This is a genomic window from Burkholderia sp. BCC1644, assembly GCF_902833225.1.
In the GTDB taxonomy this organism is placed as follows: Bacteria; Pseudomonadota; Gammaproteobacteria; order Burkholderiales; family Burkholderiaceae; genus Burkholderia.
The window spans coordinates 1-23518 of the sequence record NZ_CADFEI010000012.1 but is presented as its reverse complement, the minus strand read 5'-3'; the positions used below and the strand labels follow the sequence as shown (position 1 = coordinate 23518).

At 68.1% G+C, this 23518-nt stretch carries 24 protein-coding genes and 1 pseudogene; 18 read left to right on the top strand and 7 right to left on the bottom strand.

Annotated features, from left to right (window positions below):
* Window positions 1–188: 188 nt before the first annotated feature.
* On the bottom strand, window positions 189–674 hold the full coding sequence (locus tag HWX87_RS23390) for a peptide-binding protein (RefSeq protein WP_176049500.1): 486 nt from the start codon (window positions 672–674) through the stop codon (window positions 189–191).
* Window positions 675–1020: 346 nt separating this feature from the next.
* Between HWX87_RS23390 and HWX87_RS23385 the strand changes: the two genes are divergently transcribed.
* From HWX87_RS23385 to HWX87_RS23360, 6 genes are all read left to right on the top strand, one after another.
* Window positions 1021–2052: a bile acid:sodium symporter family protein gene (locus HWX87_RS23385; protein WP_176049499.1), complete on the top strand. Its 1032-nt coding sequence runs from the start codon at window positions 1021–1023 to the stop codon at window positions 2050–2052.
* Window positions 2053–2598: 546 nt separating this feature from the next.
* On the top strand, window positions 2599–4437 hold the full coding sequence (locus tag HWX87_RS23380; RefSeq protein WP_176049498.1) for a phosphodiesterase: 1839 nt from the start codon (window positions 2599–2601) through the stop codon (window positions 4435–4437).
* 383 nt (window positions 4438–4820) lie between these two features.
* Window positions 4821–5840 carry a LacI family DNA-binding transcriptional regulator gene (locus tag HWX87_RS23375; protein WP_176049497.1) on the top strand — a complete coding sequence of 340 codons (1020 nt, stop codon included), beginning with the start codon at window positions 4821–4823 and terminating at the stop codon, window positions 5838–5840.
* On the top strand, window positions 5837–7117 hold the full coding sequence (locus tag HWX87_RS23370) for an AGE family epimerase/isomerase (protein WP_176049496.1): 1281 nt from the start codon (window positions 5837–5839) through the stop codon (window positions 7115–7117). The genes HWX87_RS23375 and HWX87_RS23370 overlap by 4 nt, the downstream gene beginning before the upstream one ends.
* Complete coding sequence (locus HWX87_RS23365) at window positions 7114–8022, top strand: carbohydrate kinase (protein WP_176049495.1); 909 nt, start codon at window positions 7114–7116, stop codon at window positions 8020–8022. Before HWX87_RS23370 ends, HWX87_RS23365 begins: the two co-directional genes overlap by 4 nt.
* A 100-nt stretch (window positions 8023–8122) precedes the next feature.
* Complete coding sequence (locus HWX87_RS23360; RefSeq protein ID WP_011353424.1) at window positions 8123–8344, top strand: hypothetical protein; 222 nt, start codon at window positions 8123–8125, stop codon at window positions 8342–8344.
* Between the two features lie 22 nt (window positions 8345–8366).
* Here HWX87_RS23360 and HWX87_RS23355 read toward each other — a convergent pair whose 3' ends face one another.
* Together HWX87_RS23355 and HWX87_RS23350 are read right to left on the bottom strand one after the other, a co-directional pair.
* Window positions 8367–8561, bottom strand: coding sequence for a DUF2905 domain-containing protein (locus tag HWX87_RS23355; protein ID WP_006477606.1), 195 nt, complete (start codon window positions 8559–8561; stop codon window positions 8367–8369).
* Window positions 8562–8573: 12 nt separating this feature from the next.
* Window positions 8574–9767 carry an SAM-dependent methyltransferase gene (locus tag HWX87_RS23350; RefSeq protein ID WP_176049494.1) on the bottom strand — a complete coding sequence of 398 codons (1194 nt, stop codon included), beginning with the start codon at window positions 9765–9767 and terminating at the stop codon, window positions 8574–8576.
* 13 nt (window positions 9768–9780) lie between these two features.
* Here HWX87_RS23350 and HWX87_RS23345 point away from each other — a divergent pair, with 13 nt between their 5' ends.
* The 7 genes from HWX87_RS23345 to HWX87_RS23315 all read left to right on the top strand — a co-directional run bounded on the left by HWX87_RS23345 (window position 9781) and on the right by HWX87_RS23315 (window position 16138).
* A complete protein-coding gene (locus tag HWX87_RS23345) occupies window positions 9781–10524 on the top strand; it encodes an SDR family oxidoreductase (protein ID WP_176049493.1) in 744 nt (247 codons plus the stop codon).
* Window positions 10525–10602: 78 nt separating this feature from the next.
* Entirely contained in the window at window positions 10603–11007 is a 405-nt protein-coding gene (locus HWX87_RS23340) for a dihydroneopterin aldolase (RefSeq protein WP_176049492.1), read from the top strand.
* On the top strand, window positions 11004–11996 hold the full coding sequence (ttcA, locus tag HWX87_RS23335; protein WP_176049491.1) for a tRNA 2-thiocytidine(32) synthetase TtcA: 993 nt from the start codon (window positions 11004–11006) through the stop codon (window positions 11994–11996). The genes HWX87_RS23340 and ttcA overlap by 4 nt, the downstream gene beginning before the upstream one ends.
* Before the next feature lie 135 nt (window positions 11997–12131).
* Window positions 12132–13493, top strand: coding sequence for a bifunctional UDP-N-acetylglucosamine diphosphorylase/glucosamine-1-phosphate N-acetyltransferase GlmU (gene glmU / locus HWX87_RS23330; protein WP_176049490.1), 1362 nt, complete (start codon window positions 12132–12134; stop codon window positions 13491–13493).
* 54 nt (window positions 13494–13547) lie between these two features.
* Complete coding sequence (gene glmS, locus HWX87_RS23325; protein WP_176049489.1) at window positions 13548–15365, top strand: glutamine--fructose-6-phosphate transaminase (isomerizing); 1818 nt, start codon at window positions 13548–13550, stop codon at window positions 15363–15365.
* Window positions 15366–15437: 72 nt separating this feature from the next.
* Window positions 15438–15920 (top strand): hypothetical protein, encoded by a 483-nt coding sequence (locus HWX87_RS23320; protein ID WP_176049488.1) that lies wholly within the window; start codon window positions 15438–15440, stop codon window positions 15918–15920.
* Window positions 15920–16138 carry a hypothetical protein gene (locus tag HWX87_RS23315; RefSeq protein WP_176049487.1) on the top strand — a complete coding sequence of 73 codons (219 nt, stop codon included), beginning with the start codon at window positions 15920–15922 and terminating at the stop codon, window positions 16136–16138. The genes HWX87_RS23320 and HWX87_RS23315 overlap by 1 nt, the downstream gene beginning before the upstream one ends.
* 92 nt (window positions 16139–16230) lie before the next feature.
* On the opposite strand, the gene HWX87_RS23310 is transcribed toward HWX87_RS23315, so the two are convergent.
* Both HWX87_RS23310 and HWX87_RS23305 read right to left on the bottom strand, forming a co-directional pair.
* Window positions 16231–17067 carry an FTR1 family protein gene (locus tag HWX87_RS23310; protein WP_176049486.1) on the bottom strand — a complete coding sequence of 279 codons (837 nt, stop codon included), beginning with the start codon at window positions 17065–17067 and terminating at the stop codon, window positions 16231–16233.
* A 12-nt stretch (window positions 17068–17079) separates the two neighbouring features.
* Window positions 17080–17412: a cupredoxin domain-containing protein gene (locus HWX87_RS23305; protein ID WP_176049485.1), complete on the bottom strand. Its 333-nt coding sequence runs from the start codon at window positions 17410–17412 to the stop codon at window positions 17080–17082.
* Window positions 17413–17742: 330 nt separating this feature from the next.
* Between HWX87_RS23305 and HWX87_RS23300 the strand changes: the two genes are divergently transcribed.
* Window positions 17743–17943 carry a heavy-metal-associated domain-containing protein gene (locus tag HWX87_RS23300; RefSeq protein ID WP_128842478.1) on the top strand — a complete coding sequence of 67 codons (201 nt, stop codon included), beginning with the start codon at window positions 17743–17745 and terminating at the stop codon, window positions 17941–17943.
* Between the two features lie 60 nt (window positions 17944–18003).
* Here the strand turns inward: HWX87_RS23300 and HWX87_RS23295 are convergent, their stop codons facing one another.
* Both HWX87_RS23295 and HWX87_RS23290 read right to left on the bottom strand, forming a co-directional pair.
* The gene (locus HWX87_RS23295; RefSeq protein ID WP_176049484.1) at window positions 18004–19494 is read right to left on the bottom strand and encodes an aldehyde dehydrogenase; all 1491 of its coding nucleotides are present in this window, start codon (window positions 19492–19494) and stop codon (window positions 18004–18006) included.
* A gap of 88 nt (window positions 19495–19582) precedes the next feature.
* On the bottom strand, window positions 19583–20134 hold the full coding sequence (locus HWX87_RS23290; RefSeq protein WP_176049483.1) for a cupin domain-containing protein: 552 nt from the start codon (window positions 20132–20134) through the stop codon (window positions 19583–19585).
* 413 nt (window positions 20135–20547) lie between these two features.
* Here HWX87_RS23290 and HWX87_RS38080 point away from each other — a divergent pair, with 413 nt between their 5' ends.
* The 4 genes and pseudogenes from HWX87_RS38080 to HWX87_RS23275 form a co-directional block, all read left to right on the top strand.
* Window positions 20548–20772, top strand: coding sequence for a hypothetical protein (locus HWX87_RS38080; protein ID WP_072437498.1), 225 nt, complete (start codon window positions 20548–20550; stop codon window positions 20770–20772).
* A 283-nt stretch (window positions 20773–21055) separates the two neighbouring features.
* The gene (locus HWX87_RS23285) at window positions 21056–21841 is read left to right on the top strand and encodes a gamma-glutamyl-gamma-aminobutyrate hydrolase family protein (RefSeq protein ID WP_176049482.1); all 786 of its coding nucleotides are present in this window, start codon (window positions 21056–21058) and stop codon (window positions 21839–21841) included.
* A gap of 30 nt (window positions 21842–21871) precedes the next feature.
* On the top strand, window positions 21872–23209 hold the full coding sequence (locus HWX87_RS23280) for a glutamine synthetase family protein (protein WP_166962644.1): 1338 nt from the start codon (window positions 21872–21874) through the stop codon (window positions 23207–23209).
* Window positions 23210–23246: 37 nt separating this feature from the next.
* Window positions 23247–23518: pseudogene (locus HWX87_RS23275) on the top strand (aspartate aminotransferase family protein); the annotation flags it as partial.

Sequence of the window (23518 nt, the reverse complement as noted above, 5' to 3'; positions counted from 1 at the left end):
CAAGAAGCAAGGAGCGCCGTTTGGCCTTGCCAAACGCCCCGAAGGAAGTCCCCTTGGGGGACAAGCGACGCGCGACGCCGCAATGCGGCCGGCAAGGCACGTTCCCCTGATTGGAAAAAATCATTTGTGGGGCTGGCCCCCAGAAGGGCCCGTTATTAGCGGGAACAGGCCCTATAGCGCCGGAGCGCTCAGTTTCGGTAGAACGGGGAGAAAAACGGCGAGTGCGCAGGCTCTTCCTGCGAGCGGGGCGGCGGCATCGGACGGCCGCCGCGCTCCTCGTTGTAGCGCGCGACGTCGGCGCGGATCGAACCGGCACGCAGCGGCACGTTGCCGCCGCCCGGCGGGCGCGGCATCTGGCGCGCGTCGGCACTGATCGGACGATACGGGCTTTGCGCGGCGTAATGGCCGTACGACGGCGTCGGCCGCAGCCCCCAGCGTGAACCGTAGCTGCTCACGCCGCCCGGACGCACGCCTGCAGGGGGCGGAACGCGGCGCCAGACCGGCCCGCCGCCATTCGGCTGACCGTATGCACGCATGTCGCCGCCACCGAAGCCGTGGCCGCCGAACCCATGACCGCCGCCGTGGGGTGGCTGGGCGAGCGCGAGCGGCATCAGCAACGCGCCGAGCACGCCTGCCAACCATCGTCCGATCTTCCGTTTCACCCGTTCCGTCATCGTTCCGTGCCTGTCCACGCCCGCCGCCGGCTCCTTTCGGTCGACCCAAGGCTTTCAGCAGTAATTTATGAGCGGCCCGAAACCGTGTCGAGCCAAAAAGTGTTATGTCGCGGGCATCGGTGTAACACCATGTTACTGCTAGGTTTTTTCACTTCCGGGGGCGATCGCGACAGAACATTCTTCTGCCGTTTTGCACGTCGCCGGCCCGGTGCGACGATCGCTATTGCATGCAATCGATTCATCAATCGATTCCCACAATGAATTTGTGTAGTGAATCGTCAACCGGGACAATGACGCCATCCGCGCGCGCGACGCGCGCCTTTGTCGTTTCCGAATCGAGTTCCCGATGGCCCGTCCCCGCTTTCTTCCCGACAACTTCACGCTCGCGCTCGTCGGCACCGTCGTGCTCGCGAGCCTTCTGCCCTGCCGCGGCCCGGCCGCCCACGCGTTCAACTGGGCGACCAACATCGCCGTCGGCCTGCTGTTCTTCCTGCACGGCGCGAAGCTGTCGCGCGAAGCCGTCGTCGCGGGCGCGACCCACTGGCGGCTGCACGCGGTCGTGCTGCTCAGCACGTTCGCGCTGTTCCCGCTGCTCGGCCTCGCGCTGAAACCCGTGCTGCAGCCGCTCGTCACGCCCACGCTGTATGCGGGCGTGCTGTTCCTGTGCACGCTGCCGTCGACGGTCCAGTCGTCGATCGCGTTCACGTCGATCGCGAAGGGCAACGTGCCGGCCGCCGTGTGTGCGGCATCCGCGTCGAGCCTGCTCGGGATCTTCGTCACGCCGGCGCTCGTCGGGCTGATGATCACGTCGCAGTCGGCCGGCGCCGCGTCGCCGTGGAGCACGGTCGGCAGCATCGTCATGCAGTTGCTCGTGCCGTTCATCGCCGGCCAGTTGCTGCGGCCCATGATCGGCGGCTGGATCGACCGCAATCGCGGCGTGCTGCGCTTCGTCGACCAGGGCTCGATCCTGCTGGTCGTCTACGTCGCGTTCAGCGAGGCCGTCAACGAGGGCCTGTGGCACCAGATCCCGCCGCGCGCGCTCGGCGGCCTGCTCGTCGTCAACCTCGTGCTGCTCGCGATCGCGCTGCTGCTGACCGCGTTCGTCAGCAAGCGGCTCGGCTTCAACCGCGCCGACCAGATCACGATCATCTTCTGCGGATCGAAGAAGAGCCTTGCGGCCGGCGTCCCGATGGCGAAGGTGATCTTCTCGGCGAACGCGGTCGGCGCGGTCGTGCTGCCGCTGATGCTGTTCCACCAGATCCAGCTGATGGCGTGCGCGGCGCTCGCGCAGCGCTGGGGCGCGCGCGACATGAGCGGCGAGCACGACGAGGGCGACGCGACGTCCGCGCCCGGCGCGCTGAGCGCGGGCAAGCGCTGACGATCAGGGCGGCGGGACGGCCATCGGGTGGCGCCGTCCCGGCCGTCCGCCTTCCGCCTTCCGCCTTCCGCCTTCCGCCTTCCGCCTTCCGCCTTCCGCCTTCCGCCTTCCGCCTTCCGCCTTCCGCCTTCCGCCTTCCGTCCTCCCCTCTTCCCGTCTTCCCGCCTTCCCGCCCTCCCGCCTTCCCGCCTTCCCGCCTTCCCGCCTTCCCGCCTTCCCGCCTTCCCGCCTTCCCGTCTTCCCGTCTTCCCGTCTTCCCGTCTTCCCGCCTTCCCGCCTTCCCGTCTTCCCGTCTTCCCGTCTTCCCGTCTTCCCGTCTTCCCGTCTTCCCGACTTCCCGTCTTCCCGTCTTCCCGTCTTCCCGTCTTCCCGACTTCCCGTCTTCCCGTCTTCCCGTCTTCCCGTCGTACCGCTCTTCCCCCCGCGCACCGGCACGCCCCCGGCGCGATGCACCATCAGCGCCCATCGCGTCACGAAATCTTCATTCAATTCCCCGCGAGCGGTGCCGTTAAGCCGGGCGTCCCGTCGATTCGGCTGCCCTCGCCCATGCCCGCGCCCCACCCCGACTCCGCTGCCGCCCGCACCACGCGCCTGATCGCGGATCGCGCGCTCGCGGCCGTCTTCCAGCCGATCGTCGACCTCGGGTCGGGGACGGTCGTCGGTTACGAAGGGCTGATCCGCGGCCCGCGCGGCACGGACCTCGAGCCGCCCGCCGCGCTGTTCGCGCAGGCCGCGCGCGAAGGCGAGACCATCGCACTCGAGCAGGCCGCCGCGCTCACCTGCCTCGACGCGTTCGCCGCGCTCGGCTGCGACGGCAAGCTGTTCCTCAATTTCAGCGCCGGAACGATCCTCAAACTCGCCAGCGAACGCGAGCGCGCACGCCAGTTCCTCGGCCGCGCGCGGGTCGGCGCCGAGCGCATCGTGATCGAGCTCACCGAGCAGAATACGATTCCCGATGTCGCACACATCGGCCCGGCAGTCGCCTCGCTGCGCGACGCCGGCATCCAGTTCGCGCTCGACGACTACGGCACCGCGAACGCGAGCATGAACCTGTGGCTGCGCCTGCATCCGGACGTCGTGAAGATCGACCGCTTCTTCATCCACGACATCTCGCGCGACCCGCTCAAGTTCGAGGCCGTGAGGGCGATGCAGCACTTCGCGCAGGCGAGCGGCGCGCAACTGATCGCGGAAGGCATCGAGAACGAATGCGACCTGATCGTCGTGCGCGACATGGGCATCTGCTGCGTGCAGGGCTTCCTGCTCGGCCGGCCGAACGCGCAGCCGTCGCGGGTCGTCGCGCCGGCCGCGCGCGACGCGATCCGCGCGCCGCACATCGCGGTGTTTCCCGGCGCGACGCGCTCGGTGCGGCCGGCCGGCACGATCGCCGGGAAAATGCTGGTTCCCGCGCCGGCACTGCCGCGCGACGCCACCAGCAACGACGTGCTCGACCTGTTCAACCGGATGCCCGACCTGCACGCGGTCGCGCTCGTCGAACGCGGGCGGCCCGTCGCGCTCGTGAATCGCCGCGGCTTCATCGACCGCTTCGCGCTGCCGTATCACCGCGAGGTGTTCGGGAAGAAGCCGTGCCTGCAGTTCGCGAACGACGCGCCGCTGATGATCGACAACGCGACCACGTTCGAGCAGCTCGCGATGCTGCTCGCGAGCCACGACCAGCGTTATCTCGCGGATGGCTTCGTGATCACCGAACACGGCCGCTACGTCGGGCTCGGCACCGGCGAGAGCCTGGTGCGCGCGGTGACCGAGATGCGCATCGAGGCCGCGCGCTACGCGAATCCGTTGACGTTCCTGCCCGGCAACATCCCGATCACCGCGCACATCGACCGCCTGCTGCAGCGCGACGCGGGCTTTCATGCGTGCTACGTCGACCTGAACCAGTTCAAGCCGTTCAACGACCAGTACGGCTACTGGCAGGGCGACGAGGTGCTGAAGTTCGCCGCGACGGTGCTGGCCGGCGTGTGCGATCCGCAGCGCGACTTTCTCGGCCACGTCGGCGGCGACGATTTCCTCGTGCTGTTCCAGCGCGACGACTGGCGCGAACGCGCCGCCGACGCGATCGCGCGCTTCAACGACGGCGCGCAGCTCTTCTACACGCAAGCCGACCGGCAGGCGGGCGGCCTGCGCGGCGAGGACCGCCACGGCAACCCGGCGTTCTTCGGTTTCGTGACGATGGCGATCGGCGCGGTCGGCGTGCCGGCCGGCGCGCACGGCGCCAAACGGTACGGCAGCGACGAGATCGCGTCGGTCGCGGCGCTCGCGAAACGGCGCGCGAAACAGCAGCCGGACGGACTGGCGGTCGTCGATCTCGACGCCGGCCGTGCCGCGCTGCGCCATCGCGGCGAACCGCCCGCCGTGGCGGTGGGCTGAACGGCACGCGGCCGGCGTTCGCAGGGACACGGCAGCGCGCCGTGCAACGGCGGCTGAGGCCCATCTGCCGGACGGCCGACCGGACGGGCCGTTGAGCACCGGCTTCCAGCCTGCCCGCGCCGGCCGCCGCGCATACCACCCGGACACGCGAAGCCCACTCGCGTCCCGTCCACTTCCCGCCCGCGCCGCGCGCCGCCGGGCACCCGCACGTCCACCTTGCCTTTTTCGTGTTTTGTTTAGTATTTTTAGTAACGGCGTTTTCGCAGATTAGCGCTTAAAAACCCGTTATTCTCGGGTATTCCCCGGCTATCCGGCCCGAATTCCGCGATATGTTTTACTATACAATCGCTTTCACCCTAAACAAACCGGACCCCGAACAAACGATGGGTACGACCATTCGCGATGTGGCGCGGGCGGCCGAGGTCTCGATCGGCACCGTCTCCCGTGCGCTGAAGAACCAGCCGGGCCTGTCCGAAGCCACGCGTGCGCGCATCGTCGAGATCGCGCAGCAGCTCGGCTACGATCCCGCCCAGTTGCGGCCGCGCATCCGCCGGCTCACCTTCCTGCTGCACCGCCAGCACAACCGCTTTCCCGCCAGCCCGTTCTTCTCTCACGTGCTGCACGGCGTCGAGGACGCATGCCGCGAGCGCGGCATCGTGCCGACGCTGCTGACGGTCGGCCCGAACGACGACGTGCTGCGCCAGATGCGCCCGCACGCGCCCGACGCGATCGCGGTCGCCGGCTTCATCGAGCCCGAGACGATCGAGGCGCTGGCCGCGACCGGCCGGCCGCTCGTGCTGATCGACCTGTGGGCGCCCGGGCTGCGTTCGGTGAACATCGACAACGCGACGGGCGCCGCGCTCGCGATGCGCCACCTGCTCGCCACCGGCCGCACGCGGATCGCGTTCATCGGCGGCTCGCCCGCGCACTACAGCATCGCGCAGCGCGCGATCGGTTACCGGCGCGCGTTCTTCGAAGCCGGGCGACTGTTCGATCCCGCCTACGAAGTGACGATCGACGCGGGGCTCGACCCCGACACGGGCGCCGCGCGTGCGATGGAGCAGTTGCTCGACGCACCGGGCCCGCGCCCCGAAGCCGTGTTCGCGTACAACGACGCGGCCGCGCTCGCCGCGCAGCGCGTGTGCACCGCGCGCGGCCTGCGGATTCCGGACGACATCGCGATCGTCGGCTTCGACAACATCCCGGCCGCCGCGCACGCGAGCCCGCCGCTCACGACGCTCGCGGTCGACAAGGAAGCGCTCGGCCGCCGCGGCGTCGAGCTGCTGCTCGCCGACTCGCCCGAGCGCACCGAGATCTCCCTGCCCGTCGAGCTGATCGTGCGGGCCAGCAGCCAGCCCGCCGCCTCTCCGGCACTCGATACCGCAATGGCCAACGAATCATGAACATGCCCCCGGTCCAACCCTGCACGGCCGCGCCGGCCGCCCACACGCAAGCCGCACCGTTCGTCGCGAGCTTCCGCGATCCGTCGTTCCTGCTGTCGCACATCGAGGACACGCTGCGCTTCTACGCGACCAACGCGTTCGATCCGACGGGCGGCTTCTACCATTACTTCCGCGACGACGGCAGCATCTACAACCGCACGTCGCGCCACCTCGTCAGCAGCTGCCGGTTCGTCTTCAACTACGCGATGGCGTACCGGCATTTCGGCGATCCGCGCCACCTGGAATACGCGCGCCACGGGCTGCGCTTCCTGCGCGACGCGCACTGGGATGCCGAACTGCAGGGCTACGACTGGGAACTCGACTGGCGCGACGGTGCGAAGCGCGAGACGCTCGACGGCACGCGCCACTGCTACGGGCTCGCGTTCGTGCTGCTCGCGGCCTCGCACGCGACGATGGCCGGCATCGACGAGGCGCGCCCGCTGATCGCGGCGACCTACGAGCTGGCCGAGCACCGTTTCTGGGATGCGGCGGCGGGCCTGTATGCGGACGACGCGACGCCGAACTGGATCGTGTCGTCGTACCGCGGCCAGAACGCGAACATGCACATGACCGAGGCGCTGCTCGCCGCCTACGAGGCGACCGGTCACCTGACGTACCTCGATCGCGCGGAAAAGCTCGCGTCCCACATCACGCAGCGCCAGGCCGCGCTGTCGGGCGGGCTCGTGTGGGAGCACTACCATGCGGACTGGTCGGTCGACTGGGACTACAACAAGGAAGACAGCTCGAACATTTTTCGCCCGTGGGGTTTCCAGCCCGGGCACCAGACCGAATGGGCGAAGCTGCTGCTGATCCTCGAGCGGCACCGCCCGCTCGACTGGCTCGTGCCGCGCGCGGCCGAGCTGTTCGACGCCGCGCTCACGCACGCATGGGACGCCGATCACGGCGGCCTGTACTACGGCTTCGGCCCCGACTTCACGATCTGCGACCACAACAAGTACTTCTGGGTGCAGGCGGAAACCTTCGCGGCGGCCGCGATGCTCGGCGCGCGCACCGGCAGCGAGCGCTTCTGGGACTGGTACGACGAGATCTGGCGCTACAGCTGGGCGCATTTCGTCGATCACCGCTACGGCGCGTGGTACCGGATCCTCACCTGCGACAACCGCAAGTACAGCGACGAGAAGAGCCCGGCCGGCAAGACCGACTATCACACGATGGGCGCGTGCTACGACGTGCTCGCGACCCTCGCGCGCACCGCGCGCAGCGAGCCGACGCAATGAGCGGCGGCACGTTTCCGGCTTTCGTGTCGGCGGGCGACATCCTGACCGACATGGTGCGCGCGGGCGATGCGCAATGGACCTCGGTGCCGGGCGGCGCCGGCTGGAACGTCGCGCGTGCGGTCGCGCGGCTCGGTGTGCCGAGCGCGCTCGCGGGTTCGATCGGCGAAGACTGCTTCTCCGACGAACTGTGGCGCACGAGCGAAGCGGCCGGGCTCGACCTGCGTTTCCTGCAGCGCGTCGCACGGCCGCCGCTGCTCGCGATCGTCCACGAGACGCGCCCGCCCGCGTACTTCTTCATCGGCGAAGCGAGCGCCGATCTCGCGTTCGATCCCGCGCGGCTGCCGGCCGGCTGGACCGACCACGTGAAATGGGCGCATTTCGGCTGCATCAGCCTCGTGCGCGAACCGCTCGCGGGCACGCTGGCCGCGCTCGCGGCCGACCTGCACGCGCGCGGCGTGAAGATCAGCTTCGATCCGAACGTGCGGAACCTGATGACGGCCGCATACCGGCCGACGCTGGAGAAAATGGCCGCGCTCGCCGACCTGATCAAGGTGTCCGACGAAGACCTGCGGCACCTGTTCGGCGGCGACGGTCCCGACGCGATCGCGGCGGTGCGTGCGCTGAACCCGCGCGCGGCCGTGCTCGTCACGCGCGGCGCGCAGGCGGCAACGCTCTACGCGGACGGCGACGAGCACGAGGCCAGCCCGCCGCGCGTCGAGGTGGCCGACACCGTCGGCGCGGGCGATGCGTCGATCGGCGGCATGCTGTTCAGCCTGATGGCCGCGCCGCAGCGCACGTGGCGCGAGCATCTCGTGTTCGCGCTGGCGGCCGGCGCCGCCGCGTGCCGGCATACGGGCGCGCATGCGCCGACGCTCGACGAGGTCGTCGCGCTGATCGAACGCTGAGGGAAAGACGGTGACCGGACACTGTTCGGTCACCGATAAGCGGCGCTGTACATGCTGCGCCGCAGTGCTACGATGAAGTGTCCTTTTGCGGGAGAGCACGATGGACACGAACACGTTCACGAAAGGCATCTACACGGCCAAGGCGCATACCCAGCATGCGGGCAACGGGCAGTTCCAGGGTTACGTGATCCTCGCGCGCGACGACGGGGACGACACCGAGAACACGCGTTACGACGTCCACTCGACGAGCCCCAGCGAGGAAGAAGCGTTCGACGAGGCGAAGGCGCTCGCGCACCGGATCCTCGGCGAGATCGAGCTGTAACGCCCCCCCTTTTCGGCGCGGCTCAGAGCAGCCGCGCCACCATCGACAGCAGCATCGTCAGCACCAGCGTCGACATGAACGGGAACGGGTAGCGCCGCCCGCCGAGCGTCAGCGTGACGTCGCCCGGCATCCGCCCGATGCCGAGCTTGCCGAGCCACGGCCAGCAGCGCGTCAGGATCATCACCGCGATGAACGTCGTCAACAGCCAGCGCAGCATGCGGGGCTCCCGTCAGAGTGCGTGCGAGCGGTCGCCGCGTGCGAACGCGTCGAGCGTGCCGTCGATGCCGCGCGAAAACGCGATCACCTTGAACAGTTCGCCCATCTCGGCTTCCGAGATCAGCTTCTGCACCGCGTTCGCGGCCGGCAGGAACGCGTGGATGTCGGACGGATCGATCGCGGCCAGCGCGTCGGTGATGCCCGCGTTCAGCAGGAAGCGCGCCTGCGACGTGTAGCCGAGCAGGTCGGCGCCGGTCGCGACAGCCGCGTCGTAGATGCCGGTGAATTCGACGTGCGCGGTGATGTCCTGCAGCCCCGGGTACAGGAACGGGTCGTCGTGTGCATGGTGACGGTAGTGGCACATCAGCGTGCCGCGGTCGCGCTGCGGATGGTAGTACTCGTGCGCCGGAAAGCCGTAGTCGACCAGCAGCACCGCGCCGCGCCCGAGCATCGTGCAGACGGTGCGCGTGAACGCCAGCGCGGCCTCGTGCGTCTCGGTCACGTAGCCGTCGTGCGCATCGTCGAGACCCGCGAGCACCGGCGGCAGGCCGGCCGGCGCGGCGGGGCGATCGTCGAACACGAACGCCTGGCGCGCGTCGAGCGCGACGCCGCGCTCTTGCCATGCGCCGCCCGCCTTCGCGAACAGCCGCACGGGCATCGCATCGAGCACCTCGTTGCCGACCACGACGCCGTCGAACCGTTCGGGCAGCGCGTCGAGCCAGCGTACCTTCGCGGCGAGCGCCGGCGCGGCGGCCTCGATCGTGTCACGCTGCCGTTCGCGCAGCTCGCCGGACAGGTCGACGATCAGGTATTCGTCGAGTTCGACGCCCTGCGCGTCGAGCGCGGCGAGCAGCCCGGCCGCGAGCTTGCCCGTGCCGGCGCCGAATTCCATCACGCGGCGCGTATCGCTCGCCGCGAGCGCTTCCGCGACCGGTTGCGCGAGCGTCTGCGCGAACAACGGCGACAATTCGGGCGCGGTGACGAAGTCGCTGCCGTCGTCGGCGCGGCGCCCGAACTTGCGTGCGCCGCCGCTGTAATAGCCGAGGCCCGGCGCATACAGCGCGCGCTCCATGAAGCGGTCGAACGGCAGCCAGCCGCCGGCCGCCGCGATCTCGTCGCGCAGTTGCGCGGCAAGGGTTTCGGACTGCGCGAGCGCGTCAGGGCCGGGAGCAGGTAAACTAGCGGGTTCGTGAGCTTTCGGGTTCATCCCGGCATTGTAAATGACCGTTTCAGCCGATACGTCGACCCCGCGCGTGGTGCTCGTCACGGGCGCCCTGGGCAGCGCGGCCGACGCCGCGTCGATCGGCCGTGCGCTCGCGACGGGTTTCGCCCGCCGCGGCTGGGACGTCGCGCTGCAGCGCAGCCAAGGCGCGCCGCGCGCGGCTGCCGATGCGCTCGTCGCCGAAGTCGCGGCGCTCGGCCGCCGCGCGGCCGTGCTCGACGCCGATCTGGCCCTGGAAGCCGATGCGGCCGCGCTCGTCGCCGCGTGCGGCGAAGCGCTCGGGCGGCCCGCGTGCGCGGTGTTCGTCAGCGCCAGCGCGGGCGACGACGACGCGCAGACGGTCGACGCCGCGTCGCTCGCCGGCGCGCTCGCGCGCAACGTGACGGCGCCGCTCGCGCTGGCCCGCGCGCTCGCCGATGCAACACCCGACGCCGCGCGCGAGTACGAAGCGCTGCGCGCGTGCGCGATCCACGTGCTGGATCAGGCCCTGTTTCACCCGGCACCGGCGCAGCTGTCGCACGCGCTGATGCAGGCCGCGCTGAACCGCGCGACGTCGGCGCTGGCGGTGGCGCTCGCGCCGAAGGTGCGGGTCGCGGCGCTCGTGCGCGGCCACGCGCCGCACGCGGACGACATCGCGGCGGCCGCCTGCTATCTCGCGAGCGCGCCCGGCGTCACGGGCGCGACGCTGACCGTCGACGGCGGCGAGCACCTCGTGCCGCCCGCCGCCGGCCCGAATGAATGAACTGCGCGGATCGCGCGGCCTGACTGCCGCCGCCCGCGCCGCTTTGCGTGCGCGCACGCCAATTTGACTGGGACGACCATGTTTTCCGCTCTCCTGCACCCCCGCCTCGCGGATTGCCGCAGGCTCTACCTGCGCGACTACGAGGTGCACATCAACATCGGGGCCTTCGAACACGAGAAGCGCGGCGAGCAGCGCGTCGTCATCAACGTCGACCTGTTCGTGCCGCTCGCGCTGTCCACCCCCGTCGACGACCGGCTGCATGAAGTCGTCGACTACGACCTGATGAAGCAGAGCGTCGCGCAATGCGTGGCGCGCGGCCACATCCACCTGCAGGAAACGCTGTGCGACGCGATCGCCGCGCACCTGCTGGCGCACGCTGCCGTGCGCGCGGTACGCGTCTGTACCGAGAAACCGGACGCCTATCCGGACTGCGACGCCGTCGGCGTCGAAGTCTTTCGCATCAAGGACGAGGAGCGCGCATGAACGCCCCCCACATGAATGACACGGCGGCCGATGCCGCCACCCTCGACGACGCCGCCCCGGCCGGCCGCCAGGCGCTGACGCGCCGCGAGCAGAAGGAAGCGTACGAGAACAACAAGCTGTACAAGCGGATCGTGCGCCAGGTCGGCCAGGCGATCGGCGACTACAACATGATCGAGCAAGGCGACAAGGTGATGGTGTGCCTGTCGGGCGGCAAGGACAGCTACGCGATGCTCGACGTGCTGCTGCGCCTGCGCGAGCGCGCGCCGATCGACTTCGACATCGTCGCGGTGAACCTCGACCAGAAGCAGCCGGGCTTCCCCGAGCACGTGCTGCCCGAGTACCTGAAGCAGGTCGGCGTGCCGTTCCACATCGAGAACCAGGACACCTACAGCATCGTCAAGCGGCTCGTGCCCGAAGGCAAGACGACCTGCTCGCTGTGCTCGCGGCTGCGCCGCGGGATCCTGTACCGCGTGGCCGGCGAGCTCGGCGCGACCAAGATCGCGCTCGGCCACCACCGCGACGACATCGTGCAGACGCTGCTGCTCAACATGTTCTACGGCGGCAAGCTGAAGGGGATGCCGCCGAAGCTGCAGTCGGACGACGGCAAGAACATCGTGATCCGCCCGCTCGCGTACGTGAAGGAAACCGATCTCGAGAAATACGCGGAGCTGCGCGAATTCCCGATCATCCCGTGCAACCTGTGCGGCAGCCAGCCGAACCTGAAGCGCGCGGAAATGAAGGCGCTGATCCGCGACTGGGACAAGCGCTTCCCGGGCCGCGTCGAGAACATGTTCAACGCGCTCGCGAAGGTCGTGCCGTCGCACCTGATGGACACCACGCTGTACCCGTTCCAGTCGCTGCGCGCGACGGGCGAAGCGGATCCGCAAGGCGACATCGCGTTCGACGAGGAACCGTGCGCATCGGGCGACGACACCGCCGCGCCGGGCGCCGCCCAGCCGATTTCGATCGTCCAGTTCGACGACCTGTAAGCAGGGCCCGAACCCCGCCGGAACAAGGGCCCGCGGCCCCTTTTCCGGCGCTGTCGCCCCGCCGCGACAGGCCCGGAACGGCGGGGGCCGCATGCTAAAATGGACGGCTTCGAACTCCTCTGACAAGCTGGCGCCATGAATATCGTGATTTTGGCGGCAGGCACCGGCAAGCGCATGCGTTCCGCGCTGCCGAAAGTGCTTCACCCCCTGGCCGGCAGGCCGCTCCTCTCCCACGTCATCGACACCGCGCGCACGCTGCAGCCGTCCCGGCTGGTCGTCGTCGTCGGTCACGGCGCCGAGCAGGTCGAGGCCGCCGTCGCCGCGCCCGATGTCCAGTTCGCGGTGCAGGCCGAGCAGCTCGGCACCGGCCACGCGGTGCGCCAGGCGCTGCCGCTCCTCGATCCCGCGCAACCGACGCTCGTGCTGTACGGCGACGTGCCGCTCACGCGCGCGGCGACGCTGCAGCGTCTCGTCGATGCCGCGCGCGAGGGCCGCTACGGGATTCTGACCGTCACGCTCGACGATCCGACCGGCTATGGCCGCATCGTGCGCGATGCATCGGGCTTCGTCACGCGCATCGTCGAGCAGAAGGACGCATCGCCGGACGAGCTGAAGATCGCCGAGATCAACACGGGCATCATCGTCACGCCGACGGCCCAGCTGTCGATGTGGCTCGGCGCGCTGAAGAACGAGAACGCGCAGGGCGAGTACTACCTGACCGACGTCGTCGAACTCGCGATCGAGGCCGGCTTCGAGGTCGTCACCGCGCAGCCCGACGAGGAATGGGAAACGCTCGGCGTGAACAGCAAGGCGCAGCTCGCCGAGCTCGAGCGCATCCACCAGCGCAATATCGCCGACGCGCTGCTCGTCGACGGCGTCACGCTCGCCGATCCGGCGCGCCTCGACGTGCGCGGCACGCTGCGCTGCGGCCGCGACGTGTCGATCGACGTGAACTGCGTGTTCGAAGGCAACGTGACGCTCGCCGACAACGTGACGATCGGCGCGAACTGCGTGATCCGCAACGCGTCGGTCGGCGCGGGCACGCGCATCGACGCGTTCACGCACATCGACGGCGCCGAGCTCGGCGCGCACACCGTGATCGGCCCGTACGCACGGCTGCGCCCCGGCGCGCAGCTCGCGGACGAAGCGCACGTCGGCAACTTCGTCGAGGTGAAGAACGCGGTGATCGGCCACGGCTCGAAGGCGAACCACCTCACGTACATCGGCGACGCCGACATCGGCGCGCGCGTGAACATCGGCGCGGGCACGATCACCTGCAACTACGACGGCGCGAACAAGTTCCGCACCGTGATCGAGGACGACGTGTTCGTCGGCTCCGACACGCAGCTCGTCGCGCCCGTGCGCGTCGGCCGCGGCGTGACGATCGCCGCCGGCACGACGATCTGGAAGGACGTGGCCGACGGCGTGCTCGCATTGAACGAGAAGACCCAGACCGCGAAGAGCGGCTACGTCCGCCCGGTCAAGAAGAAGAGCTGAACCTTTTGCGGGCGCCCCGGCGGCGCCCGCGTCGACTTACAGGATTGACCATTCATGTGCGGCATTGTCGGCGCAGTTGCGCAGCGTAATATCGTTCCGGTGCTGATCGAAGGATTGCGGCGCCTCGAATACCGTGGCTACGACTCGTGCGGCGTCGCCGTGCTCGAGCCGGGCGCACCGAAGCGCGCGCGCAGCGTCGCGCGCGTCGCCGATCTCGACACGCAGGTGCGCGAGTCGCACCTCGAAGGCACGACGGGCATCGCGCACACGCGCTGGGCCACGCACGGCGCGCCCGTCACGCACAACGCGCACCCGATCTTCTCGTCGAACGCGCTCGCGCTCGTCCACAACGGCATCATCGAGAACTTCGAGACGCTGCGCGAAGCGCTGCGCGCGAAGGGCTACGAATTCGTGTCGCAGACCGACACCGAGGTGATTGCCCACCTCGTGCACAGCCTGTATCGCGGCAACCTGTTCGACGCCGTGCGCGAAGCCGTGCATCAGTTGCATGGCGCGTACGCGATCGCCGTGATCCACAAGGACCAGCCGCATACCGTCGTCGGCGCGCGCCAGGGTTCGCCGCTCGTCGTCGGCCATGGCGACGGCGAGAATTTCCTCGCATCCGATGCGCTCGCGCTCGCGGGCAGCACCGACCGCTTCACGTTCCTCGAGGAAGGCGACATGTGCGAACTGTCGCTCGACGGCGTGACGATCGTCGATCGCCACGGCGCTACCGTGCAGCGCGAGATCCGCGTGGTCAGCGCGTACGGCGGCGCGGTCGAGCTCGGCCCGTATCGCCACTTCATGCAGAAGGAAATCTTCGAACAGCCGCGCGCGATCAGCGATACCGTGCCGCAGACGGAAGCCTTCGACGCGACGCTGTTCGGCGACGCCGCACCCGCCGCGTTCGCGGAGATCGACAGCCTGCTGATCCTCGCGTGCGGCACGAGCTACTACTCGGGCCTCACCGCGAAATACTGGCTCGAATCGATCGCGAAAATCCCGACCCAGGTCGAGATCGCGAGCGAGTACCGCTACCGCGAATCGGTGCCGAACCCGCGCCAGCTCGTGCTCGTGATCTCGCAGTCGGGCGAGACGGCCGATACGCTCGCGGCGCTCAAGCATGCGCAGTCGCTCGGCCACGCGCATACGCTCGCGGTCTGCAACGTCGCGACGAGCGCGATGGTGCGCCTGACCGAAATGCAGTTCCTGACGCATGCGGGCACCGAGATCGGCGTCGCGTCGACGAAGGCGTTCACGACGCAGCTGGTCGCGTTGTTCGTGCTGGCCGCGACGCTCGGCAAGCTGCGCGGGCACGTCGACGCCGCGCAGGAAGCCGAATTCCTGAAGCAGCTGCGCCACCTGCCGGCCGCGTTGAACAGCGTGCTCGCGCTCGAGCCGCAGATCATCGCGTGGTCGGAGGAATTCGCGCGCAAGGAAAATGCGCTGTTCCTCGGCCGCGGGCTGCACTACCCGATCGCGCTGGAAGGCGCGCTGAAGCTGAAGGAAATCTCGTACATCCACGCCGAGGCCTATCCGGCCGGCGAACTGAAGCACGGGCCGCTCGCGCTCGTCACGGAAGCGATGCCGGTCGTCACGGTCGCGCCGAACGACACGCTGCTCGAGAAGCTGAAGTCGAACATGCAGGAAGTGCGTGCGCGCGGCGGCGAGCTGTACGTGTTCGCCGATGCCGATACGCAGATCGTCAACGACGACGGCCTCCACGTGATCCGGATGCCGGAGCACTACGGGCAACTGTCGCCGATCCTCCACGTCGTGCCGCTGCAGCTGCTCGCGTATCACACCGCATGCGCGCGCGGCACCGACGTCGACAAGCCGCGGAACCTCGCGAAATCGGTGACGGTGGAGTAAGGCAGGACGCCAGTCGGCGCGGCCGGCTAGGCGCGGCCAGCACGGCGCGCCGACGAGACAGACGGAGAGACAATGGCAAGACTGATTGGATGCGGTTTACTGGCACTGACGTTCGCGTCGACGGGCTGGGCCGCCGAGCATTACGTCGAGGTCTGGAACCCGCCCGAGGCGCGACATCCGGCGGCCCGCACGCCGGACGCCCGTATGCCGGATGCCCGTACGCCGGCCGCACGCACGGGCGCCGACGCGCGTACCGGCAAGAGCGCGGAGAAACACGCGAGCGTCACGCCGAAATCCGCCGCGAAACCGCACAAGCGCCGTGTCGCGCAAGCCGTGAAAGCCGGTTCGCATCACCCGGCCGCAACCGCGACTGAAACGCCGGCCGCACCGCGCCCCGTCGCGCAGCCTGCGCCGGGCCGTCTCACGGTGATGCACCCTGCCGGCGCCGACGAGACGCACGCGTTAAACTTCTCGAACATCCCGCGTCAATACACGCCGGACGGCAACGTGCTGCAGGTCGGCACGCACGGCCGCTCCGCGGAGGTGACTCGATAATGGAAGCGCAGACCTATCACGGCTACCAGATCTGGGGCCACGCGATCCTGCAGCAGGACGAGATCATGCAGCCCGATCGCTTCGCGGCGAGCGGCACGATCACACAGAACAACCGGCTCGTCGAAGCGTCCGGTGTGCTCGGCGTATTCGACACCGAAGACGACGCGCGCAATGCGGGGCTCGAATGGGCGCGCGCCTGGATCGATAACCACCGCTGATCCCGCCGCGCCAGCGCGCACGGACCGATCGCGAATCGCACATGCAAGAAGGGGCGTCATCGACGCCCCTTCTTGCATTCGAACCCGGATATTCAGGCGGTGGCCCGTGGCGGTCTCAACGTCTCCTGCGGCCGGCCGACGAGCCGGGTCAGCACGAGGATCGACACCAGCGTCGCGACGTAAGCGGCGATCTGGATGCCCGCCGGACGCGCGGTATAGCCGATCAGCGTATGCAGTGCCTTGCCGACGATGCTCGATTCCTTGAGCAGCCACGACGTGTCCCAGATCGCATCGCCCCACGACGGCACGAGCCCCGCGGCCAGCAGGAAGCCGACGCACTGGCTCGCCATGCCTGCCGCGAGCAGCACGATCAGCGCGTTGGTGACGGAGAACAGGCGCTTCAACGGAATCTGCAGCAGGCCCGCATACATCGCGTAGCCGAGCCCGGCGCCGCCGAGCACGCCGAGCAGCCCGCCGGCGATCATCTGCGGCGTCTGCCCCGGATCGCCGGCCGCGATCCCGTAGAGGAACAGCACGGCCTCGGAGCCTTCGCGCAACACCGCGACACCGACCACGATGGCGAGGCCCGTCAGCGGCCGGCTGCCGGCTGCAACGGCCCGGCCGACTTCGCCCATGTGCAGCGCCATCTCGCGGCCGTGCCGGCTCATCCAGATGCAGTGCCACGCGAGCATCAGCGTCGCGACGAACATCACGCCCGCGTTGAAGACTTCCTGCCCCATGCCGGACGCCCACTGCGAGATCACGTCGGCGAACGCCGCGATCAGGCCGGCGCCGATCACGCCGCCGACCAGCCCGCCGCTCACCCACCAGCCGCGGCGCGGCACGCCCTTCGTGGCGGCCATCACGATCGAGACCACCAACGCGGCCTCGAGCACTTCACGAAAAACGATCAGGGCAGTCGACAGCATGTCGGTATCCGCTTACTTGACGGTCAGGTGCGTCTTCGACTGCGCTTCGTGATACTCGTCGTGGAACTCGTAGGTCCCGGCCTTCAACGGCCCGACCAGGATCTCGGCCGACTTGCCGGCGGGAATGACCTTCTCCGCCTTGAAGTCGTCGCTCTCGAATTCCGCGGGCGTCGCGTCGAGGTTCTTCACGACGAATTTCACCTTCTTGCCGGCGGGAATCGTCACGCCATCGGGCGAAAACTTGTGGTCCTTCAGGGTCAGGTTGACGACGTCGTCGGCAGCGAATGCGGACGTTGCCGATGCGCCCAGCAGGGCCAGCGCGAAGCCGAAAGCAAAACGATTCATGGTCGGAAACGGAGAACGGATCTTGAGGGGAATCGATAGTAAGAGCGATTCGCATTTCCACATCGAATGCCCGCGTTGCCACCATGGAAATAATGCTTCACATCGTTTCGCAGCACGTTGTCCCGAAAGGTTTTTCCCGATGCCCGACGCCGCGCGGCAACGGTCAATCGGGCCAAACACCGACCGGCACGCACGGCGGCACACCGATTCGTCCGACCACCGCCTGACGCGTCATCGGCCGCACACTATCCTGCACACAACGCTTGACCTTCCCACCATGGCAAACTTCATGCTGACGGTGTTCGTCAATCGTCAACTCAGGAGAACACGATGGAATTCGAAGTCCAGGACATGACCTGCGGCGGCTGCGCCAATGCAATCACGCGCGCGGTGACGGCGGCCGATCCCGCCGCGAAGCTCGACATCGACGTCGCGGCAAAGCGCGTCAAGGTCGAATCGGCGCAAGGCGCCGAACGCGTGCAGTCGATCATCGAAGCCGCTGGCTTCCACCCCGCGCTGCGCACCGCCTGACGCGCGCCCGGGAGGGCGGGCGCACCGCCGAACGGCGATGCGCCCTTGCTTGGCCGCGCGTCAGCGCAGCCGGATCAGCGTCGACTTCAGCTCGGTGTATTTCTCGAGCGCGTGCAGCGACTTGTCGCGGCCGTTGCCCGACTGCTTGTAGCCGCCGAACGGGAAGTTCATGTCGCCCCCCTCGTCGTAGCAGTTCACCCACACCGTCCCCGCGCGCAACCGGCGCGACACGTCGTGCGCGGTCGTCAGGTTCGACGTCCACACGGCCGCGGCCAGCCCGTATTCGGTATCGTTCGCGATCCGCACCGCTTCGTCGACATCGTCGAACACGATCACCGACAGCACGGGCCCGAAGATCTCCTCGCGCGCGATCTTCGCATCGGGTTTCACCTCGAACACCGTCGGCTCGACGTAGAAGCCGCCCGTCTCCTCCTTCACGCGCGCACCGCCCGTGACGAGCCTGCCTTCGCTGCGCCCCGCCTCGATGTAACCGAGCACGCGCTCGAGCTGGACGCCGTCGACGATCGCGCCCATCGACACCGACGGGTCGAGCGGATTGCCCGGCACGTACGCGCGCGCGGCCGCCACGAGCTTCTCGATGAAGGCGTCCTTGATGTCGCGATGCACGAGCAGCCGCGAACCGGCCGTGCACATCTCGCCCATGTTGTAGAAGATCGCGCCGGCCGCCGTTTGCGCGGCACGGTCGAGATCGGGGCAATCGGGCAGCACGATGTTCGGCGACTTGCCGCCGAGTTCGAGCCATGCGCGCTTCAGGTTCGACTGCGCGGCGTACTGCATGATCAGCTTGCCGACGGCCGTCGAGCCCGTGAACGCGATGCAGTCCACGTCGCGATGCAGCGCGAGCAGCTTGCCCGGTTCGCCCGCGCCCGGCACGACGTTGAACACGCCGGCCGGGATGCCGGCTTCGAACGCGAGCTGCGCGACGCGGATCGCGGTCAGCGGCGATTTCTCCGACGGCTTCAGCACGACGCTGTTGCCGGCCGCGAGCGCGGGGCCGAATTTCCACGCGGCCATCAGGATCGGGAAGTTCCACGGCACGACGGCCGCGACCACGCCGACCGGCTCGCGCGTGACGAGCCCGACCAGATGATGATCGGCCGGCGCGACCTCGCCGCCGACCTTGTCGATCGCTTCCGCGAACCATTCGACGCAGTACGCGGCGCCCGGCACGTCGACCGTCGTCGTGTCACCGATCGGCTTGCCCGCATCGAGCGTCTCGAGCAACGACAGTTCGTCGAGATGCTCGCGCATCAGCGCGGCCCAGCGCAGCAGCACGGCCTTGCGCGCACGCGGGTTCAGGCCGGCCCATACGCCTGCGTCGAACGCGCGGCGTGCAGCCGCGACCGCTGCGTTCACGTCGGCTTCGCCGCACTCGGCGACCTTCGCCAGCACGCGGCCGTCGATCGGGCTCACGCAGTCGAACGTCTTGCCGCCATGCGCGTCGCGCGACGCGCCGTCGATGAATGCGCGCCCATCGATCTTGAGCGACGCCGCCTTGTCCTGCCAGTCAGCCAAAGTCAACTTGTTCATCAGGATGCCTCAATGTTGTGACATTCGCGATGCGGCACGCCGCGCGCCTGGCGCGCGGCCGGCCGTCAGCGAATGGGGTGACGCGCGGTCAGAAGGTTGCCGGCGAATTGGCCGAGACGACCTCGCAGATCAGTTCCGCGCTGGGATTGCGAAAACGGTGCGGCAAACGGCTTTCGAAGTAGTAGCCGTCTCCGGGGTCGAGCAGCCACGTCGCGCCGTCGACGGTCAGCTCGAGCCGGCCCGACACGACGACACCGCCCTCGTGCCCCGCGTGCACGAGCATCTCGGGCCCCGTGTCGGCGTGCGGCTGATAGACCTCGCGCAGGATGCACATGTTGCGGTCCTTCACGCTCGCGCCCACCAGATGAAACGCGAGCGTGTCGTTGCCGAGGTTCGGCATCTCGTCACGACGCGAGACGACCGAGCGCGACTCGACGAGTTCGAACGTGAAGAACTCCGCAAGACTCATCGGTATGCATTCGAGCAACTTCTTCAGCGAGCCGACCGACGGGCTCACGCGGCCCTGTTCGATCAGCGAGATCGTGCCGTTGGTCACGCCGGCCCGCTTCGCGAGTTCGCGCTGCGACAGGCCATGCTTGTTGCGCACGAAGCGCAGGCGCTCGGCGACTTCGGTGGACATCGATTCGGTTTCGGACACGATAAGTGCGGTGACAAAGTGAAACGACGCAGTGGACAGCCGTTGAATATTCTAATCACTTTATGCCGCAGATCAGCGGGGAAAACCCTGAAAGGCGTTCGAAATAATGAACACCTCGCCGACTATTCCGTTTGCGAATCTTTTGTTCGCACTGCTCGGGAAAGCCCTGATGCAGGACCGTTAAAAAACATTTGACGCCGTTTTTGGCTCGTATATGCTGGCTCTCAGGTCAGCGTCATTTAGTTTTCACAGGCAGCAAAAAGCGTTATTGCAACGCAAAAATTGATGCCCATCAATGTAAATGACGCATAACCGGCGCCTTGATTATTTTAAACGCCCAGCGCGTCGAGAAGATCGGGTGTTCAATACTTTCAACAACCCAGTCGAGTGTAATCGTGAGAGTCCGTGGCCCTCTGGTGAGGTGGGATCGAAGCGTGGCGCGAAGTTCGCGCAGCGCGGCATCCCCTTCCGATGGCAGTTGCGGCTGGCATAGTCCTCGCCTGCAGCATCTGTCGATCTACACCATCCTGTCCCGTCGTTCCGTTCGGCGCCACAACGCCGTATCCGCACGCGCATTCGTCGCCGTCGATACCGACGAAGTGGCGTCGCTGCTGCCATAGCGCCTCTCCTTTCTTAACGTCGTTCGTTTCGTCTGCTGATTCGCCAACCGCATGGTCCGTGCGGTGACGGAACGCGTTCGCGCATTCGTTGCCGCGTCGCGTGTCGCAATGAAACGAACGACGGCCTGATCGTCGCGCGCAGCGCGGATCGCCACGCCATCCCGTTGCGCCCATTCACCAGCGGCCTTGCGCTTTGCGCCAGGCTGCGGGGCTGTTGCACGCCTGCGTTTCGCGCCGTCCGGCGAGATGCACGCAACAACCCTCTGGATAACTGATTGACGTCATGGAAAGGAAACCCCTCGTCGGCCTCACCGCCGACCTCACGCAAATCGGCGCACACGCGTCGCACACGATCGGCGACAAATACGTCGCCGCGATCGTCGACGGCGCGCACGCGCTCGCGATGGTGCTGCCTGCGCTCGGCGAGCGCCAGTCGGTCGACGACGTGCTCGCCACGGTCGACGGGCTGCTGTTTACCGGCAGCTACTCGAACGTCGAGCCGCACCTGTATGGCGGCGAACCGAGCGCGCCCGGCACGAAGCACGACCCGGCACGCGATGCGACGACGTTGCCGCTGCTGCGCGCGGCGATCGCCGCGGGCGTGCCCGTGCTTGCCGTCTGCCGCGGCTTCCAGGAGCTGAACGTCGTCTGCGGCGGCACGCTGCACCAGCGCGTGCATGAAGTGCCGGGCCTCGCCGATCACCGCGAGGACGACGACGCGCCGATGGACACGCAATACGGCCCCGCGCACGTCGTGCGCCTGACGCCCGGCGGCAAGCTGCACGCACTCGCCGGCGGCCGCGACGAAGTGCTCGTGAACTCGCTGCACAAGCAGGGCATCGCGCAGCTCGGCTCCGGCCTCGCCGTCGAAGCCGTCGCGCCGGATGGCCTGATCGAGGCCGTGAGCGTCGTCGACGCACCGGCTTTCGCACTCGCCGTGCAGTGGCACCCCGAATGGCGCCATGCGCAGGACCCGCTGTCGAGCGCGATCTTCCGCGCCTTCGGCGAGGCCTGCCGCGCCCGCCGCACTGCCCGCACGCGCGCCATGGCCGCCGCAGCGCTCGCCTGAGCGCGCCGACCCAAACCAACGAGAACAGACATGCAAGACATCGAAAGCTTTCTGAAACAACACCGGATCACCGAAGTCGAGGCGATCATTCCCGACATGGCCGGCATCGCGCGCGGCAAGATCACGCCGCGCAACAAATTCACCTCCGGCGAATCGATGCGCCTGCCGCAAGCCGTGATGGTGCAGACCGTCACCGGCGAATATCCGGAAGACGGCTCGCTCACCGGCGTGACCGACCCCGACATGGTGTGCGTGCCCGACGAATCGACGATCCGCCTGATCCCGTGGGCCATCGACCCGACCGCGCAGGTGATCCACGATTGCGTGCACTTCGACGGCTCGCCGGTCGAGATCTCGCCGCGCTACGTGCTGCGCCGCGTGCTCGACCTGTACAAGGCGAAGGGCTGGAAGCCCGTCGTCGCGCCGGAACTCGAGTTCTACCTCGTCGACATGAACAAGGACCCGGACCTGCCGCTGCGTCCGCCGGTCGGCCGCACGGGCCGCCCCGAAACGGGCCGCCAGTCGTATTCGATCGAGGCCGTCAACGAGTTCGACCCGCTGTTCGAGGACATCTACGAGTACTGCGAAGCACAGAACCTCGACATCGACACGCTGATCCACGAAGTCGGCGCCGCGCAAATGGAGATCAACTTCATGCACGGCGACGCGCTGTCGCTGGCCGACCAGGTGTTCCTGTTCAAGCGCACGGTGCGCGAGGCCGCGCTGCGTCACAACATGTACGCGACGTTCATGGCCAAGCCGATGGAAGACGAACCGGGTTCGGCGATGCACGTGCACCAGAGCATCGTCGACGAGGAAACGGGCCAGAACCTGTTCACGTCGCAGGAAACCGGCGGCGCGACGTCGATGTTCTACAACTACCTCGCGGGGCTGCAGAAGTACACGCCGGCGCTGATGCCGATCTTCGCGCCGTACATCAACTCGTACCGCCGCCTGTCGCGCTTCATGGCCGCGCCGATCAACGTGCAGTGGGGCTACGACAACCGCACGGTCGGCTTCCGCATCCCGCACTCGGGCCCGTCGGCACGCCGCATCGAGAACCGCATCCCGGGCGTCGACTGCAACCCGTACCTCGCGCTCGCCGCGACGCTCGCGGCCGGCTACCTCGGCATGACGCAGCGCCTGGAGCCGACCGAGCCGCTCGTCAGCGACGGCTACGACCTGCCGTACCAGTTGCCGCGCAACCTCGAGGAAGGTCTGACGCTGATGGCCGCGTGCGAACCGCTCGGCGAGATCCTCGGCCACAAGTTCCTGAAGGCGTATTTCGCGCTGAAGGAAACCGAATACGAAGCGTTCTTCCGCGTGATCAGCTCGTGGGAACGCCGCCATCTGCTGCTGCACGTTTGAGCGCGCGCACAACCGAATACGGAATCACGGAGGAAACATGACTTACCGCAACGAATCTGCCTGGATCCAGCCGGCCGCGCCGGCCGCCGCGCCGCGCGCGGCACAGGCTCGCACGACCGCCGAATACCGCGCGCTCGACGCCGCGCACCACATCCACCCGTTCTCGGACATGGGCGCGCTGAATCGCGCCGGCAGCCGCGTGATCGTGAAGGCCGACGGCGTCTACCTGTGGGATTCGGAAGGCAACAAGGTGATCGACGGGATGGCCGGCCTGTGGTGCGTGAACGTCGGCTACGGCCGCAAGGAGCT

Coding starts and splice junctions, on each gene's coding strand:
- ttcA (WP_176049491.1), top strand. CDS start 11,004: ATGAACGCCCCCCACATGAATGACACGGCGGCCGATGCCGCCACCCTC.
- glmS (WP_176049489.1), top strand. CDS start 13,548: ATGTGCGGCATTGTCGGCGCAGTTGCGCAGCGTAATATCGTTCCGGTG.
- HWX87_RS23300 (WP_128842478.1), top strand. CDS start 17,743: ATGGAATTCGAAGTCCAGGACATGACCTGCGGCGGCTGCGCCAATGCA.
- HWX87_RS23345 (WP_176049493.1), top strand. CDS start 9,781: ATGACCGTTTCAGCCGATACGTCGACCCCGCGCGTGGTGCTCGTCACG.
- HWX87_RS23285 (WP_176049482.1), top strand. CDS start 21,056: ATGGAAAGGAAACCCCTCGTCGGCCTCACCGCCGACCTCACGCAAATC.
- HWX87_RS23305 (WP_176049485.1), bottom strand. CDS start 17,412: ATGAATCGTTTTGCTTTCGGCTTCGCGCTGGCCCTGCTGGGCGCATCG.
- HWX87_RS23320 (WP_176049488.1), top strand. CDS start 15,438: ATGGCAAGACTGATTGGATGCGGTTTACTGGCACTGACGTTCGCGTCG.
- HWX87_RS23365 (WP_176049495.1), top strand. CDS start 7,114: ATGAGCGGCGGCACGTTTCCGGCTTTCGTGTCGGCGGGCGACATCCTG.
- glmU (WP_176049490.1), top strand. CDS start 12,132: ATGAATATCGTGATTTTGGCGGCAGGCACCGGCAAGCGCATGCGTTCC.
- HWX87_RS23315 (WP_176049487.1), top strand. CDS start 15,920: ATGGAAGCGCAGACCTATCACGGCTACCAGATCTGGGGCCACGCGATC.
- HWX87_RS23280 (WP_166962644.1), top strand. CDS start 21,872: ATGCAAGACATCGAAAGCTTTCTGAAACAACACCGGATCACCGAAGTC.
- HWX87_RS23360 (WP_011353424.1), top strand. CDS start 8,123: ATGGACACGAACACGTTCACGAAAGGCATCTACACGGCCAAGGCGCAT.
- HWX87_RS23340 (WP_176049492.1), top strand. CDS start 10,603: ATGTTTTCCGCTCTCCTGCACCCCCGCCTCGCGGATTGCCGCAGGCTC.
- HWX87_RS23310 (WP_176049486.1), bottom strand. CDS start 17,067: ATGCTGTCGACTGCCCTGATCGTTTTTCGTGAAGTGCTCGAGGCCGCG.
- HWX87_RS23390 (WP_176049500.1), bottom strand. CDS start 674: ATGACGGAACGGGTGAAACGGAAGATCGGACGATGGTTGGCAGGCGTG.
- HWX87_RS23380 (WP_176049498.1), top strand. CDS start 2,599: ATGCCCGCGCCCCACCCCGACTCCGCTGCCGCCCGCACCACGCGCCTG.
- HWX87_RS23370 (WP_176049496.1), top strand. CDS start 5,837: ATGAACATGCCCCCGGTCCAACCCTGCACGGCCGCGCCGGCCGCCCAC.
- HWX87_RS23350 (WP_176049494.1), bottom strand. CDS start 9,767: ATGAACCCGAAAGCTCACGAACCCGCTAGTTTACCTGCTCCCGGCCCT.
- HWX87_RS23375 (WP_176049497.1), top strand. CDS start 4,821: ATGGGTACGACCATTCGCGATGTGGCGCGGGCGGCCGAGGTCTCGATC.
- HWX87_RS23295 (WP_176049484.1), bottom strand. CDS start 19,494: ATGAACAAGTTGACTTTGGCTGACTGGCAGGACAAGGCGGCGTCGCTC.
- HWX87_RS23385 (WP_176049499.1), top strand. CDS start 1,021: ATGGCCCGTCCCCGCTTTCTTCCCGACAACTTCACGCTCGCGCTCGTC.
- HWX87_RS23290 (WP_176049483.1), bottom strand. CDS start 20,134: ATGTCCACCGAAGTCGCCGAGCGCCTGCGCTTCGTGCGCAACAAGCAT.
- HWX87_RS23355 (WP_006477606.1), bottom strand. CDS start 8,561: ATGCTGCGCTGGCTGTTGACGACGTTCATCGCGGTGATGATCCTGACG.